Annotated in this window: 13 protein-coding genes; 4 read left to right on the top strand and 9 right to left on the bottom strand. The window is 39.7% G+C overall.

All coding sequences use genetic code 11. From position 1 onward, the window contains the following. The first annotated feature begins 11 nt into the window (after window positions 1-11). From ATS72_RS02335 to ATS72_RS02325, 3 genes are read left to right on the top strand one after another with little or no spacing between them, the layout of a single operon-like run. Window positions 12-1,934: a PrkA family serine protein kinase gene (locus ATS72_RS02335; RefSeq protein ID WP_006792407.1), complete on the top strand. Its 1,923-nt coding sequence runs from the start codon at window positions 12-14 to the stop codon at window positions 1,932-1,934. A gap of 30 nt (window positions 1,935-1,964) precedes the next feature. After that, window positions 1,965-3,248: a YeaH/YhbH family protein gene (locus ATS72_RS02330; protein WP_058428707.1), complete on the top strand. Its 1,284-nt coding sequence runs from the start codon at window positions 1,965-1,967 to the stop codon at window positions 3,246-3,248. A gap of 17 nt (window positions 3,249-3,265) precedes the next feature. Continuing rightward, window positions 3,266-4,780, top strand: a complete 1,515-nt coding sequence (locus ATS72_RS02325) for a SpoVR family protein (protein ID WP_058428706.1) — start codon at window positions 3,266-3,268, stop codon at window positions 4,778-4,780. Window positions 4,781-4,826: 46 nt separating this feature from the next. On the opposite strand, the gene ATS72_RS02320 is transcribed toward ATS72_RS02325, so the two are convergent. Together ATS72_RS02320 and ATS72_RS02315 are read right to left on the bottom strand one after the other, a co-directional pair. After that, window positions 4,827-5,798, bottom strand: coding sequence for a sensor domain-containing diguanylate cyclase (locus ATS72_RS02320; protein ID WP_006792404.1), 972 nt, complete (start codon window positions 5,796-5,798; stop codon window positions 4,827-4,829). A 3-nt stretch (window positions 5,799-5,801) separates the two neighbouring features. Then, window positions 5,802-6,806, bottom strand: coding sequence for a response regulator (locus ATS72_RS02315; RefSeq protein ID WP_058428705.1), 1,005 nt, complete (start codon window positions 6,804-6,806; stop codon window positions 5,802-5,804). 229 nt (window positions 6,807-7,035) lie between these two features. Here ATS72_RS02315 and tpx point away from each other — a divergent pair, with 229 nt between their 5' ends. Then, a complete protein-coding gene (gene tpx / locus ATS72_RS02310) occupies window positions 7,036-7,617 on the top strand; it encodes a thiol peroxidase (RefSeq protein WP_006792402.1) in 582 nt (193 codons plus the stop codon). Between the two features lie 55 nt (window positions 7,618-7,672). Here the strand turns inward: tpx and adk are convergent, their stop codons facing one another. The 7 genes from adk to dnaX all read right to left on the bottom strand — a co-directional run bounded on the left by adk (window position 7,673) and on the right by dnaX (window position 16,793). Next, the gene (adk, locus tag ATS72_RS02305) at window positions 7,673-8,317 is read right to left on the bottom strand and encodes an adenylate kinase (protein ID WP_006792401.1); all 645 of its coding nucleotides are present in this window, start codon (window positions 8,315-8,317) and stop codon (window positions 7,673-7,675) included. 174 nt (window positions 8,318-8,491) lie between these two features. After that, window positions 8,492-10,405: a molecular chaperone HtpG gene (gene htpG / locus ATS72_RS02300; RefSeq protein ID WP_058428704.1), complete on the bottom strand. Its 1,914-nt coding sequence runs from the start codon at window positions 10,403-10,405 to the stop codon at window positions 8,492-8,494. Between the two features lie 103 nt (window positions 10,406-10,508). Next, complete coding sequence (locus ATS72_RS02295; RefSeq protein ID WP_058428703.1) at window positions 10,509-11,216, bottom strand: RluA family pseudouridine synthase; 708 nt, start codon at window positions 11,214-11,216, stop codon at window positions 10,509-10,511. Between the two features lie 5 nt (window positions 11,217-11,221). Next, a complete protein-coding gene (locus tag ATS72_RS02290) occupies window positions 11,222-13,123 on the bottom strand; it encodes an MFS transporter (RefSeq protein ID WP_058428702.1) in 1,902 nt (633 codons plus the stop codon). Between the two features lie 173 nt (window positions 13,124-13,296). After that, window positions 13,297-13,905, bottom strand: coding sequence for a recombination mediator RecR (gene recR, locus ATS72_RS02285; RefSeq protein ID WP_008132248.1), 609 nt, complete (start codon window positions 13,903-13,905; stop codon window positions 13,297-13,299). Between the two features lie 6 nt (window positions 13,906-13,911). Further along, window positions 13,912-14,238, bottom strand: coding sequence for a YbaB/EbfC family nucleoid-associated protein (locus tag ATS72_RS02280; RefSeq protein WP_006792396.1), 327 nt, complete (start codon window positions 14,236-14,238; stop codon window positions 13,912-13,914). Window positions 14,239-14,297: 59 nt separating this feature from the next. Continuing rightward, window positions 14,298-16,793 carry a DNA polymerase III subunit gamma/tau gene (gene dnaX, locus ATS72_RS02275; protein ID WP_058428701.1) on the bottom strand — a complete coding sequence of 832 codons (2,496 nt, stop codon included), beginning with the start codon at window positions 16,791-16,793 and terminating at the stop codon, window positions 14,298-14,300.

The following is a 16,793-nucleotide window of genomic DNA, read 5'->3' as shown; positions in this document are numbered from 1 at the left end:
CGGAGGTTATTATGACGATTTTTGAGCATTACCAAGCACGTTACGAAGCGGCACAAGAAGAAGAGTACAGTATCGCCGAGTTTCTTGAGATATGTAAAACCGATAAATCTGCCTACGCGAGTGCACCAGAACGCCTTTTAATGGCCATAGGTGAACCCACAATGGTTGATACCGCAACGGACGCACGCCTCAGTCGGTTATTTTCAAATAGAGTAGTTGCACGCTACCCTGCCTTTACCGATTTTTATGGTATGGAGGATGCCATTGAACAAATTGTTTCTTATTTAAAACACGCCGCTCAGGGGCTTGAAGAGTGTAAACAAGTTCTCTACCTACTAGGTCCAGTCGGCGGTGGCAAATCATCTATTGCTGAAAAACTAAAGTACCTCATGCAACAAGTACCCATCTATTCAATTAAAGGGTCGCCGGTAAACGATCACCCATTATCTCTGTTTGATCCCATTGAAGACGCTAATGTGCTAGAGCAAGAATACGGTATTAAGCCACGTTATTTAAAAACAATTATGTCACCGTGGGCAGGCAAACGGCTGAAAGAGTTTAATGGCGATATAAGTAAGTTTAGAGTGGTAAAACGTTATCCATCTATTCTGAATCAAATAGGCATCGCTAAAACAGAGCCTGGCGATGAAAACAACCAAGATATATCCGCATTAGTAGGTAAAGTAGATATACGTCAGCTTGAACATTTTGCGCAAAATGACCCCGATGCCTATGCTTACTCAGGTTCACTTTGTATGGCAAATCAAGGCTTGATGGAATTTGTAGAGATGTTTAAAGCCCCTATCAAAGTACTCCATCCACTACTAACGGCCACGCAAGAAGGTAATTACAATGGGACTGAAGGTATTAGCGCTCTTCCCTTTAATGGCATGATCCTCGCTCATTCAAACGAATCTGAATGGCAAACCTTTAAAAATAACAAAAATAATGAGGCCTTTTTAGACCGTGTATACATAGTCAAGGTACCTTATTGTTTGCGTGTCACTGAAGAAATTAAAATTTACGACAAACTTCTTCAGCATAGTGAACTTCATAGCGCACCTTGCGCGCCTGGCACCTTAAAAGCTTTGGCACAATTTACAACTCTTTCACGATTAAAAGAGCCTGAAAACTCAAGCCTATATTCTAAAATGCGAGTGTACGATGGTGAAACACTCAAAGACACTGATCCAAAAGCAAAGTCGTATCAAGAGTATCGCGATTACGCAGGGGTGGATGAAGGCATGACGGGCCTTTCTACTCGCTTTGCATTTAAAATTTTATCTCGGGTGTTTAATTTTGATAACACAGAAGTGGCTGCGAACCCTGTTCACTTATTTTATGTACTTGAACAACAAATAGAGCGTGAACAATTCAGCAGCGATGTTGAAGAACGCTACTTGAGCTTTTTAAAAGGCTATTTAATCCCTCAGTATGTTGAATTTATTGGTAAGGAACTTCAAACTGCGTATTTGGAATCATACTCAGAATATGGGCAAAACATATTTGATCGCTATGTTATTTATGCCGATTTTTGGATTCAAGATCAAGAATATCGTGACCCTGATACAGGCCAATTATTTGACCGAGCTGCACTCAATGCAGAGCTTGAGAAAATTGAAAAACCAGCGGGCATTTCTAACCCTAAAGATTTTCGTAACGAAATAGTCAATTTTGTACTACGCGCACGGGCTCATAACAATGGCAAAAACCCGCTGTGGACGAGTTATGAAAAATTACGCACTGTCATTGAGAAAAAAATGTTTTCAAACACAGAAGATCTGTTGCCTGTTATTTCGTTTAATACTAAAACCTCAGCTGAAGATCAGCAAAAACACGAAGACTTTGTTAATCGCATGGTCGAGAAAGGCTATACACAAAAGCAAGTCAGATTGTTATCTGAGTGGTACCTACGTGTTAGAAAATCGCAATAACCTTCATGGTTGTGGTTTTAGGAGGTCATTATGTCGCATTTCATAGACAGACGTTTAAACGGTAAAAATAAAAGCACCGTAAATCGTCAACGCTTCATTAGGCGTTATAAAAAACAGATAAAAGAAGCGGTGTCAGATGCAATAAATAAACGCAGTGTAACCGACTCTACATCGGGGGAAAGTATATCTATTCCGCAACGTGATATCAGCGAGCCTACCTTTCATCAAGGTAAAGGTGGGAATAAGAAACAAATACACCCAGGTAACGATCAGTTTGCAACAGGTGATAAAATAGAGCGACCAAAAGGTGGTCAAGGTGATGGTTCTGGACAAGGTGAGGCAAGCGACTCTGGCGAAGGGCAAGATGAATTTGTGTTCTCTATCTCAAAAGATGAGTACCTCGATTTACTTTTTGAAGATTTAGAACTTCCTAATCTTCAAGAAAATCAACTTGATAAACTTGTACAAATGAAAACCCACCGAGCCGGTTTTTGCAGTGAAGGTATGCCAAGTAATATTGATATTGTTCGTTCGTTACAAGGATCACTTGCTCGACGTGTTGCGATGAGCGCTGGAAAAAAGCGCCGCTTAGCCGATTTAGAAGCTCAGCTAAAAATATTAATACACGAACCTCATAGCGATAAAGCCGCTGTTGCACTTTTACAAAAAGAAATAAACCTACTTAAACAGCAAATTAAAGCTGTGCCATTTATTGATAACTATGACTTGCGTTTTAGAAATTACGAGAAGCGCCCCCACCCCACCAGCAAAGCGGTTATGTTTTGTATTATGGATGTGTCAGGCTCTATGGACCAAGCCACAAAAGATATGGCAAAACGATTTTATATTTTACTATATCAATTTTTAACGCGCAGTTATAAAAACATTGAAGTGGTCTATATCCGTCATCATACGCAAGCTACTGAAGTAGACGAACAAACATTTTTTTACTCTCAAGAAACTGGGGGAACTATCGTATCGAGCGCACTTAAACTGATGGATAAAATAATTAAAGAGCGTTACAACGCAGACGAATGGAATGTATATGCAGCACAAGCATCTGACGGTGATAACTGGGCTGACGATACTCCTCATTGCGGACAAATATTACGTAATAGCATTTTAGATGCTGTTCGCTATTTTGCCTACATTGAAATCACAACACGTGCTCATCAAAGCCTATGGCGAGAATATTTAAATATTACGCAAACACATTCCAACTTTGCCATACAGCACATTCAAAGTGTTGAAGACATTTACCCTATATTTAGGGAGCTTTTTAAAAAAGGTCGGCAACAACAAGGGGCTGCATAACCAAGCGAGGTATTAATATGAATACTAAACGAATGAGTGACGGCCCTGACTGGACTTTTGATTTGTTAACTGAGTATCAAACAGAAATAGCCCGCGTTGCAGACTTTTACCGGTTAGACATTTACCCTAATCAGATAGAGGTGATCACCGCCGAACAAATGATGGATGCTTACTCAAGTGTTGGGATGCCTATTGGTTACAACCATTGGTCTTACGGGAAAAAATTCATTCAAACTGAGCAAAACTATAAACGCGGACAAATGGGCCTCGCGTATGAAATAGTGATTAATTCAGACCCCTGTATTGCATATTTAATGGAAGAAAATACGTTACCGATGCAAGCACTAGTTATGGCGCACGCATGTTATGGCCACAACTCTTTTTTTAAAGGTAATTATTTATTTAAAACATGGACTGATGCCAGCTCTATCATTGATTACCTGGTATTTTCTAAAAATTATATACGTCGCTGCGAAGAAAAATACGGTGTAACAGCAGTAGAAACCTTACTAGACTCATGCCACGCACTCATGAACTATGGCGTTGATCGTTATAAACGCCCGCAACAAATTTCGTTATTCGAAGAGCAAAAGCGCCAAGAAGAACGCGAGGCTTATTTGCAATCTCAAGTGAACGAATTATGGCGAACAATCCCCGAACATCACCAAGAAGCAAAAAAGAAAGAACGCCACTTTCCTCAAGAGCCGCAAGAAAATATCTTGTATTTTATAGAAAAAAACGCACCACTTTTAGAACCTTGGCAACGTGAAGTTATTCGTATAGTGCGTAAAATATCACAATATTTTTACCCACAAAAACAAACACAAGTAATGAATGAAGGCTGGGCCACCTTTTGGCATTACACCATTTTAAATCACCTATATGATGAAGGTAAACTTACCGACTCATTTATGCTGGAATTTTTACAAAGCCATACAAATGTTGTTTATCAACCACCTTACAATAGTCAGTATTATTCAGGTATCAACCCATATGCTCTGGGATTCAATATGATGGTTGATATTAGGCGACTATGCGAACACCCAACAGAAGAAGATAAAAAGTGGTTTCCTGAATATGCCGGAAGTAATTGGCTTGATACCCTTCATTTTGCAATGCAAAACTTTAAAGATGAAAGCTTTATAAGCCAGTTTTTATCCCCTAAATTAATTCGCGACTTTAAGCTATTTACACTTATTGATAACGCGAGCGCTCCGCATTTAGAAATAGGCGCAATTCATAACGATAGTGGCTACAAAGCGGTAAGGGAAGCGCTTTCGGCTCAATATAACTTAAGTAATCATGAACCTAACATTCAAGTGTACGATGTTGATATCAGAGGGGATAGAGCGCTTACGCTTAGGTATGTGCCGCACAATAATATACCTTTAGCAAATACACATGAGGAAGTACTTAAGCATCTTTATAGATTATGGGGGTTTAAAGTAAAACTTGAACAAGTAGATAATAATGAAAAAATAACGACTATCGGACAATGCCCTAAAGATGACTCTCGACATACAACCGAGTGATTAAACTCAGAGCGGCAGACTAAAAATAATTAATAAAAAATGACGCTTAAGCGTCATTTTTTATATCGGCATAGGCAGTTACTTTATTTCGTCCATTCTTTTTAGATTGATACATAGCTTTATCTGCAGCTTCTATCCAGCGCTCATGGTCTTTAAACTCATTACTAAAACAGGCAAAACCAATACTCACTGTTACTTTAACTTCAAGTTGTTTATACATAACAGGACTTTGCTCAATTAATACCCTTAAGCGTTCAGCAAAAATTTCAGCCCCCTTTTCATCGGTATCTAATAAAGTAACTACAAACTCCTCACCACCGTACCTTCCTGCGATGTCAGTTTCGCGTAGTGTCGTTTTTAAAAGTTTTGACAAGTGGCGTAGTGCTTCATCACCACACGTGTGGCCATATTCATCATTTACGACTTTAAATCGATCGATATCAAACATCAGCAATGCACTAGAACCGCCATTGCGCTTAGTACGCAAAAACTCTTGCTTGAGCGTACTCTCCCAATGACCACGGTTATACAATTGAGTGAGGCTATCTGTTTGGCTTACTTGCTCTAGGCGGGCATTTAAATCCTCTAATTCTTTTTTATTTACCGCAATATCAGTTACATCATATAAGATAATACATATATGACTGACTTCTGCACGAATATTAGTTAAAGGTATAAAAGTTGCATTTTGATACATATACTCGGCTTTACCAGTGATAGGACGGTAATTTTTAAACCTAAATATATAAGGTTGCTGTTCCCATATTGTGAATGAGCGATTTTTTAAAACAAATACTGATTCAGATTTACTTCTAAACCATTTTTCGTCTATTGCAGGAAACAAATCAAATAAATCTTTATGCTTTACCGCACTTGGTAATAAGCCGGAATGGTTTTCCATGAACCCATTCCAAACACACACTCGGTAATCTCTATCAAGTACAACAAGACCCACATCAACGGTATTAAACATATCCATTAACCAATGGATCTCATTCATATCTAAATCAGCAGCCATAACTTAATCTTCTAATAGGTAAGCAACTTTGTATTTCAAAGTTTTTAGTGAGTCTTCGGTAAATAACAACATTAAATCAAAGTTTATGTTGTGATTTTCAATGCCATAGCTAATTTCAATTGCAAGAGTGCGTTGCCAACGAGACTTGTTTGCTTTTACCAGTTCAGACACATCTCTATGCTGACCTAACACAATTGGGTGTCCTTGGCTGAATGACATGTCGAGCTGCTTAGAAAGACCCGTAAGAATTGCACCAATAAGGATGTTACTAATATCCATTAGTAGCTCAAGCTCAACGTTATCGGTGAGTACACCGTCATAATTCATTAAAGACGCAATTTCTTTAAAACTAGAATCGTTGAGTAATAATAATGCTTCGCCAGATACACCACCACCTATAAAGCCCTGGCACACACCAGAAGTAGACGCATTATTATCTATGGAGCGAAGTGCCATATCTAGCTCACTCACCTCGAGAATATTTACATTAGGGATTGGTAATTCGACAAATACATTGAGTAACCTTGCTAGTAAGTCACCAGCCTGCCCCATTGCGACATTCGTCAGTTCTTGGTAGATGTCTCGAACGTCAGGGTCAACTTGCTCACCTAATGCATGGGACAAGCGTTCACGCATAGCTTTGTCTTTAATTCCATGATGCTCTATTATTTCGGCAAGCTTTTCTGGTGAGCAGGGTTTTTGAATAAAATCGATAGCGCCTAAATCAATCACTCGTTGGTGGGCATTAGGTTGTATGTCGCCAGATACCACAACAGTAAGCACATTTAAGCCTAACTCTTTCATTGCCATCAACACTTCATACCCGTCCATTTCAGGCATGTTTAAATCAAGGAATAGAATTTCTGGGTCAACCGCTTTTATTTGCTTTATGCAATCAACACCGTTAATTGCAAACTCAACCTTTATGTCCCAGTCTTCCGGCAATGAGCGAGCTAACTGGCGCCTCGCTAATTTGGAATCATCACATACTAATACTGATGTTGGCATACTATCTCTCTATTTTTAAACCAAGTATTAACATCACAAAATGATAGTGGCTTTTATTTTTATTATTTAAGATATTTTTTGTAACTATATGTTAATCAAAGTTTCAGCGGTTTACAATTTATAAATCTCATAACTAATTCTTATCAAGCAAGAATGCATAATCGCTTGGTTACTCATACGCAGTATAATACACTGTCGCTTATTGCGTTAATTTAAAAGGAAATACCTTATGTATCGTACGTTCGCGTTTGTGCTGAGTGCATTTTGCTCCGTTGCTATGGCAGCCGATTACCCAGAAAATACACTAGATGCAGGAAAAGTGTCAGTACAGGGCAAACCAATTACTTTAATGGGTGAAGGTGTCTCAGTAGGTGAAAGTGCACCTGACTTTAAAGTAGTTGATGGTAACTTTACGCCTGTAACGCTCAAAAACTACAAAGGGCAAGCATTACTAATTAGCGTAGTACCAAGTTTAGATACCGGTGTGTGTAGTTTACAAACTAAGCACTTTAACGAAAAAGTGGCGCTAGAATTTCCAAGTATTGAAATATTGACTGTAAGCGCTGATTTACCGTTTGCCCAAAAACGATTTTGTAAAGCAGAAGGTATAGATAAAGTCATCACATTATCTGATTCGGTATGGCGTGATTTTGGCCAAAAATATGGTGTGATTATAAAAGATATGGGGCTTCTAACGCGCTCTATTTTTATACTCGATAAGAGCCACAAAGTGATTTATAAGCAATTAGTGAGTAACCTATCTACCGAGCCAGAATATGACAGCGTAATAGAAAAGCTTAAAACCTTATAGGTCTTTCTGTAAAACAAAAAAACCGCCAGCTGGCGGTTTTTTTGTGCGCTTTAAATTAACCTAAAAGCTCACCTAACTGTGCACTTACAACTTCTACGGCTTGTGTACCGTCAAGTTTATGGTACTGCGTGTTGCCTGCAGCTGCTTCAGCTTGGTAGTAATCAACCAACGGCATAGTTTGCTCATGGTAAATACCTAGACGTTTACGCACAGTCTCTTCTGTGTCGTCAGCGCGCACAATTAACTCTTCACCTGTTTCATCGTCTTTACCTTCCACTTTTGGTGGATTGTAAACAACATGGTAAACACGACCCGAGCCAGGATGAACACGACGTCCGCCCATACGCTCTACAATTACTTCATCAGCAACATCAAATTCAATAACGTGATCAACTACTACGCCATTTTCTTTCATTGCATCTGCTTGTGGAATGGTACGTGGAAAGCCATCTAGTAAAAAACCTTTTTCGCAATCAGCTTTAGCAATACGCTCTTTAACTAAACCAATAATGATATCGTCAGAAATTAGCTGACCTGCGTCCATTACTTTTTTTGCTTCTAAGCCAAGTGGAGTGCCTTCTTTAATTGCAGCACGTAGCATATCGCCAGTCGAAATTTGTGGAATACCGTACTTGTCCATTAAAAACTGAGCTTGAGTACCTTTACCTGCACCCGGCGCGCCCAAAAGAATAATGCGCATATCATTGTCCCCTAGTATGAGAGTTTATTTTTAAAGCCTGAATTCTTCCATAAGCGCCGCTGATACTCAAGCAACTTATACTAATTGCCTAGTTTATAGCGCATAAAAAAAGGAAGCCTCGGCTTCCTTTTTTAATATGTACAATATTTATACTTTTAATAACTTAATATAAATTTATTTGCTTAGCTCTAACATTAATTTATTTAGGCGTGTAACAAACCCTGTTGGGTCTTTTAATGTTCCGCGCTCTGCAAGTAATGCTTGGTCTAATAGTACATGTGACCATTGTGAAAATTTATCTTCATCTTGTTCGTCATTTAAATGTTTCACAAGTTGATGCTCTGGGTTTAGCTCAAACACAGGCTTAGCCTCTGGCGCCGCTTGACCAACAGACTCCATTAGCTTTTGCATTTGCGAACTCATGTCGTTGTCATCACTTACAACACATGCTGGAGAGTCAGTTAAACGGTGTGTGAAACGCACTTCTTTAACATCATCTCCTAAGGCTGTTTTAATGCGTTCTACTAAGCCGGCCATCTCTTTTTCAGACTCTTCTTGGGCTTTCTTTGTCTCTTCATCATCAAGCTTGCCTAGGTCTAAGTCACCACGTGTGATTGACTGAAGTGGCTTATCTGCAAACTCAGTTAGGTGGCTCATCATCCACTCGTCAACACGGTCGCTTAGTAATAATACCTCAATGCCTTTTTTGCGGAAAATCTCTAAATGCGGCGAATTTTTAGCAGCGGTAAAGGTATCGGCTACCACGTAATATATTTTATCTTGCCCTTCGTTCATGCGCTCAACATATTGCTCAAGCGACACATCTTGCGTCTGTGAATCTGTATGAGTAGAAGAAAAACGAAGTAACTTGCAAATCGCTTCTTTATTTGCAGCGTCTTCCGCTGGGCCTTCTTTCATCACCTGACCAAACTCATTCCAAAATACTTGGTAATCGTCAGATTTGTTTTTAGCCATACGCTCAAGCATTTTAATGATACGCGAGGTACACCCTTTACGAATCGCTTGGGTTACTTTGTTATCTTGTAAAATTTCACGCGATACATTTAATGGTAAATCGTTTGAATCTAATAAACCCTTCACAAAACGTAAGTAGCTTGGCATAAACTGCTCAGCATCATCCATTACAAACACACGTTGAACGTATAGTTTTAAACCACTTTGACGCTCACGGTTCCATAAATCGAAAGGTGCCTTTTTAGGGATATATAAAAGGCTAGTGTACTCAGTTTTACCTTCAACTTTATTATGTGCCCAGCTTAGCGGATCTTCCCAGTCATGGCTCACATGCTTGTAAAACTCTTTGTATTCTTCATCAGAAAGCTCTGATTTATCACGCGTCCACAATGCAGTGGCGCGGTTAATGCTTTCCCACTCACCCGGTACTGCTGGAATTTTTTCGCCATCTTCGCCTTCAGATTCTGGTACTTCTGCTTTGTACATTTGTACAGGCGTAGAAATATGATCTGAGTATTTGGTCACAATGCTACGTAAACGGAATTCGTCTGCAAATTCTTTTTCGTCTTCGCGAAGGTGTAAAGTAATTTCGGTACCACGGCCTTCTTTCTCAATTTCTTGCAGCGTGTACTCGCCTTCACCTTTAGACTCCCACTCATAAGCAGTTGTTTCACCCGCTTTACGTGTGCGAACAGTCACTAAATCGGCAACAATAAATGCAGAGTAAAAACCAACACCAAACTGACCAATAAGTTGTGAATCTTTGCTTTGATCGCCCGTTAAGTTTTTGAAAAACTCAGCAGTGCCCGATTTTGCAATAGTGCCTAAAGAGTTAATCACTTCTTCACGCGTCATACCGATGCCGTTATCTGAAATAGTAACGGTATTGGCCTCTTTATCTGCGCTGATACGAACGCGAAGGTCTGCATCACCTTGGTAAAGATCACCATTTGAAAGCGCTAAAAAACGTAGCTTGTCGGCTGCATCTGATGCGTTTGATACAAGCTCACGTAAAAAAATCTCTTTGTTTGAATAAAGAGAATGAATCATTAAGTTTAATAGTTGTTTTACTTCTGTTTGAAAGCCTAATGTTTCTTTTTGTGCTGCAGTCATTTATATATCTCCAATTAGCAAAGTGTCTGCGTTATGCACTTAATATGGGGGGAGCTAATAGAACTTCAAGGGAAAAAATTAAAAAATGTAATGTTAATTCACACTAAAATGGGCTTGGGCAATGGATGTGAATTGCTTGATTTGTAGTGGGATGTTCAAAAAACAGATCGCTTGCATGCAACTGTAAGCGTTTTGATAGCTTTTCACTGTGTGCACTCTTATACAGGTCGCATCCTAAAATAGGGTGGCCTATAAAATGACTATGTATGCGTAGCTGATGAGTACGCCCAGTCAAAGGAGAAAAGCGTACATAAGTTCTAACAGGGTTAGTAAGGCGCTTTATAACTTTAAACTCGGTAACAGCAGGCTTCCCCTCTAGTTTGCAGATTTTTACACGCGGAAATAACTGTGTGTCTTTAGCTATGGGCGCATCAATTTGCCCTCTATTTTCGCTAACACACCCCTGCAGCACTGCTACATAATGCTTTTTTACACTACGTAATTGAAACTGCTTATTTAAACGTTTTGAGCTCAAATCGTTTAGGCTTACAAGCATTATCCCCGATGTGCCTAAATCTAATCGATGAACTAATTTAGCGTTTAAAAAGGCCGGCGTTACTCCTTTTTGCCCATTTACTAGACGATAATGTACTGAGTCCCAATTTTCTGAATTTTTCCCTGATAAACTCAGCAACCCGCTGGGTTTATTAATGACTAAAATATCGTTATCTTGATACAAAATACTGAACGTATCTATGCATTTTGGCGCTATAAAATTATCGACAATAGGGTTTGTTTGGCTGCTTTTCATGCCTATTAATCATTATCTTTAGAGTAAAGTAGTTTTAAATCTAACACTCGTTGACGCAGATTATCCGCTTTTGCTTTATTTGCCGTAACAGGCTCACCAACAGATACAGAGACTAACGACCACTTTAAGCGAGGTAATTGCCACTTTGTTTTTCGGCTAAACATACTGCCCCATAGCCCACCTAAATGCACAGGCACAACAGCAACAGGCGTTCGCTCAATTATTCTCTCTACACCTCTTCTAAACATATCAACACAGCCATCACCTGTTAATTTACCCTCAGGGAAAATACCCACAAGCTCGCCGCGTTCAAGTGCCTCTGCAACATCGTCAAACGCCTTTTTAAAAGCTTTAGGGTTTGCTTTTTCGCTATCAATCGGTATTGCTTTAGCCATTTTAAATAACCAGTGCAACGCAGGAGAATAATAAATTGGCGCAAAAACCATGAAACGAATTGGTCTTGGTGACGCTGCTAAAATAAACATCCAATCAACAAAACTGACATGATTGGCAACAATAACCGCTGCACCTCCCTCTGGTATATTTATTTCGCCTCTGGTTTTCACGCGATACATGCAAATAGCTAAAATATAGATAATAAAACGCAAGAAAAATTCAGGTACTTTGGTATAAATATACACTGAAATCAGTAAGTTTAACCCTGCAAGTAAAAGCAATAACTCTGAGATACTCCACTCTAAAATAGACAATGTCACAATACTTAAAATGGCACTGCACACCATAAACAGTGCATTAAGTACGTTGTTAGCGGCAATAACACGAGACCGACACGCCTCTTCTGTTCTTTGTTGTATCAAAGCATACAGAGGAACAGTATAAAAACCTGATGCTATACCAATACCGGCCATCCACACAAAGTGCCAGCGCATATCGCCAGTATTTAATACCTGCTTTAAGGTTAATAATTCATCGATTTGCACACCATAACTTAAAATAGCGGGCTCTATACTGAGTAAGTATAAAAATAGTGTAATTAAAATGGCGCCAAAGGGCACTATGCCTAACTCAATACGCGAACGCGAAAGCTTTTCACATAATAAAGAACCAATAGCAATACTTAACGAAAATACCACCAGCGCACTGGTTACTACTAATTCGTTACCGCCCATTACGTGCTTAACATAGTTTGGTAATGTGGTTAGCACAATGGCGCCTATTAACCAAAACCAGCTTATACCTAAGACTGATTTTCCAACAGACTCTGTTTGCGAATTAAGTGCTGAAAACACATTTTTTGTAGAGGTATAAATATTGTAGGTAAACGCTAAGTTAGGTTCATTCGCTGCACTTATTGGTATAAAGCGGCTACTCACATAACCAATTACTGCGAGCACGAGTACTGCAATGCTAATAATTTCGGGGCCTACGTCTTGCGTAATGTAATAAGTACCAAAAATAGTCCCTAGTAAAATGGCAACAAAGGTACCCGATTCAACTAACCCATTTGCTTTTGTTAATTCGTTCGGGGCAACGTGCTGCGGTAAAATAGAATATTTTAACGGACCAAAAAATGTACTTTGAAACCCCATGAAAAATATAGTGCTAAGCATAAGCCAAATAGACTGGGTATAAATAGATAGTGCCCCTACAACCATAATAGGAACTTCGCAAAGTTTTACAAACCTGATTAATTTTGATTTTTCTGTTTTCTCAGCAAGCTGCCCTGCCATACCCGAAAATAAAAAAAACGGTAAAATAAATAAGCCTGCTGCAATGTTTGAATAAAGCGCACCATCGGCCAATGTTGCAGCTTGAAAAACCAGTAAAATAAGCACCGACTGCTTATATACATTATCGTTAACGGCAGAAAAAAACTGGGTAATAAACAAAGGTAAAAATCGTTTACTATTAAGTAACCCGCTTTGATTTGTTGAATGCGTTTTCATTGTGATCCTTACGTTTTAACTCTAAATAAACCTATCTCAAAAAAGGCTTTGATTACTTAGCCGTCAAATTAACTGCATACTGTTTTTAGCTAGCTTACCTTAAAAACAAAAAAGCCTACATAAATTAATTACGTAGGCTTTTACATATCTTTTCAAACAGTCGCTTTAATGAACTATTCTTGTGTAACCACGCGGCGCCCACTAAAAGCATGCATTAGGGTTCTACCATCAACTAAATCAAGTTCGCCTCCAACCGGAATACCGTGCGCTATGCGCGAAGCACCCACATTGTTTTTATGGCAAAGCTGGGCAATATAATGCGCAGTCGTCTCACCCTCAACACTAGGATTTGTTGCTAGTATTACTTCGTTAATGCCGCCTTGAGAAAGTTTTTGCTCTAAAACATCTAACCCTATTTCTTTAGGGCCAATACCATCAATGGGTGATAAATGCCCCATAAGAACAAAATATAAACCTAAATACTGACCCGTTTGCTCAATAGCAAGTACATCAGTAGGCGACTCAACAACACATAACGTACCGCTGTCTTGGCGTTTTGTACTTAAGCAAATGTCACATTGAGGTTGCTCACAAAAAGTTCGGCACGTTTGGCAATGACCTATTGCTGTCATTGCCTTAGTAAGCGCGCTACCTAGTTGTGTACCACCTTTGCGATCACGTTCAAGCAAATGGAATGCAATACGCTGTGCAGACTTTGGGCCAATACCCGGTTGACACCGCAATGCTTCAATAAGCTGATTTAAACTATCTGAAAGTTGCATTGTTTATTAAAACGGCATTTTCATACCTGGTGGTAATTGCATACCGCCAGTTACTTTGCTCATTCGTTCTTGCGTTTCTTCAGCTACACGGCGCACAGCATCGTTACATGCCGCTGCAAGTAAGTCTTCAATCATGTCTTTGTCGTCTTCCATAAGGCTTTCATCAAGCTCTACGCGACGAACATTGTGGTTACCAAGCATGGTTACTTTAACTAAGCCTGCACCCGCTTCACCAACAACTTCCATTGTTGCAATTTCGTCTTGGGCTTTTTGCATGCGCTCTTGCATTTGCTGCGCTTGCTTCATCATGTTACCCATTCCACCTTTAAACATAATTTTCTCTCTTTCTTTTAATCTTTAATTGTCATGAAGATAAGGGCGATTGTATGTAATTACAATGCCTGAATACTGTTTTCGTCAATTTTGGCGCTAAATAACTGTTGAAATTGTACTATGTTTTCGTCACTTGTGATCACATCTATTGCTTGCTGATGGCGCCCTGCATCTATTTTTTGTTGAATTAAATAAGGCGAATCGATAACCCCTTGAGCAAATTTTATACTCAGCGACACATTGTGATCGTAAATACTCGATAATGCGGCATCAAGTTTTTGGCGAAGCATTGGCGTATCTAGGTGTTTTTGCGATTCATCAACATCTATATGTAAGTTACTTCCCTGCTTCGTAAAAATTGAATGCAGCGCAAATTGGCGCATTCGTCCACCCAGCCCCATACGTTTTATCAAATAAGCCCACTCGTCTTGCTGATGAGCAAACTTTATTTCACTTATTGGGCTTTGAAAATCATCTGGAACCGGAATACTTTCCTCTTGTGGAGCTGGAGCAGGTACACTTTGAGGGTTAATTTGTTCTAGTAACTCAGGCGCTAAATTTTCAGTGATTGTTTGATGCTTAGCTTTAAAATCAACTTTTTGTGCTTTTGTAGCGACTACACTGGGGCGTTGTGCTTGGCTCCCGCTAACAGGGAGCTCAGACTTTTTTTCATGCTCGCCTGTATTATAGTCATCCCACGGCGGTGGGTTAGTAGATTGTACAGAAGCCGCTTGAGGGTGTTCTGCGTTTTCAGAATGAGTGTGTATATCTGTATTAGTGGATTCACTTTGCTCTACAATTGGCGAACCAACCAGCCTGTTATTTTGCTCATTATTAGCAGTTTCAGGTTTTTCAGACACTGGCGGCTGAGCTATATTATTACCCGATAACCTGCCTGAACCTGATATATTTCTGTCACGTAAGATGCGTGCAATGGCCGATTGTGCCTGAGACTCTTTATCATGCAGTGAAGCTGCATCCAAAGAGACTGGAGCGCTTGGAGATTCAGCCTGTTGCGATGTGCTTTGAGTTTGAGGATTAAAACCTTGATCTAGCGCGCTACTCATTACATCATCGAATTGTGCAGCTAATGTTTGCTCTACATCATTGTGCTGCATGTATGCTTCATTTTCGCTGTTACGCTGTACTTGCTCATCACTTATTTGCTTCGCAGGTGTATTTTGGCTCGTTTCAGTTTGAGCCTCTTCGTTTTCAACCTGTAAATGCGCTACGTGAGCAGAATCAACAGGCGTGTCAGTAGCCGTGGGGCTTACTTGCTCATGCTGTTCTGCACTTATAATCGATTTTTCAGCTGGTTGCTGTACGGCGCTTATGTCGCTGTGTTTAGCAGCGTTATTAGTACTTTCAGGCTTATTTTTACTTAAAATATCACGCAGTGCATTGGCTCGGCTTTCAGTGTTACCTGCCGGCAATTGAGGCGTGCTTATCTCGTCCTGCTGATTTTCGTTTCCTGCAGGCTGAAATGCAAGTAACCTCAGCAAAATCATTTCGAACCCTAAACGTGGCTCAGGGGCCCATTGTAAATCTTTTTTACCGTTTAAAAGTAACTGGTAATAAACCTGCACTTGCTGTGCACTTGTGTGCTCTGCAACGTGCTTTATGTAATCAGCATTGGTCTCATCAAGCCCAGCAGCTTGAGGCACTAATTGGGTAAGCTGGGTTAAGTGCGTTAATGAAATTAAATCATCAAGTAACGCTATATAATTTGGGTTTTTGCTCGCTACATTTGCTATTTCGCTCATGAGCGCAGCGCCATCTTGACTTAGTAATGCTGCTAATAAACTTTGGCTGTAGTGTGTATCCATTAAACCAAGCATAGCTTGAACCGCTTGATTATTAATATCACCATTCGTTTGTGCTATAGCTTGATCGGTTAAGCTAAGCGCATCGCGCATACTGCCATCTGCAGCTTTTGCAATAACGCTAAGTGCATCGTTATCAAAGCGCAGTTGTTCTTGAGTCAAAACGTGTTGAAGCTGTGTTTTAATTTCACTTTGCGATAAGGCGTTTAAATTAAACTGTAAACATCGCGATAAAATAGTAACGGGTAACTTTTGGGGATCGGTTGTTGCGAGTAAAAATTTCACATGCTCTGGCGGTTCTTCAAGCGTTTTTAAAAGCGCATTAAAGCTATGCTTTGAAAGCATGTGAACTTCATCTATTAGGTATACTTTGTAACGCCCGCGCGTAGGTGCGTATTGAACGTTATCAAGTATTTCACGCGTATCTTCTACTTTAGTACGAGAGGCGGCATCAATTTCTAGCAAGTCAATGTAGCGCCCTGCTTCAATATCCGTACAGCTACTACATTGCCCACAAGGAGATGCCGAAATACCTTCGTCGCAATTTAAGCTTTTTGCAAAAATACGTGCAATAGTTGTTTTACCAACACCTCGGGTTCCAGTGAATAAATACGCGTGATGCAGTCTATTTTGTGTAAGCGCATTAACAAGCGCTTGTTTAACATGAGACTGCCCAACCAATTCATGAAAGGTTTGTGGACGCCATTTTCTCGCTAGAACCTGATAACTCAT

The organism is Pseudoalteromonas sp. 13-15 (genome assembly GCF_001468205.2).
In the GTDB taxonomy this organism is placed as follows: domain Bacteria; phylum Pseudomonadota; class Gammaproteobacteria; order Enterobacterales; family Alteromonadaceae; genus Pseudoalteromonas; species Pseudoalteromonas marina.
Note: the sequence above shows the minus strand (reverse complement) of the source record. Positions and strands in the feature narration are given on the sequence as shown.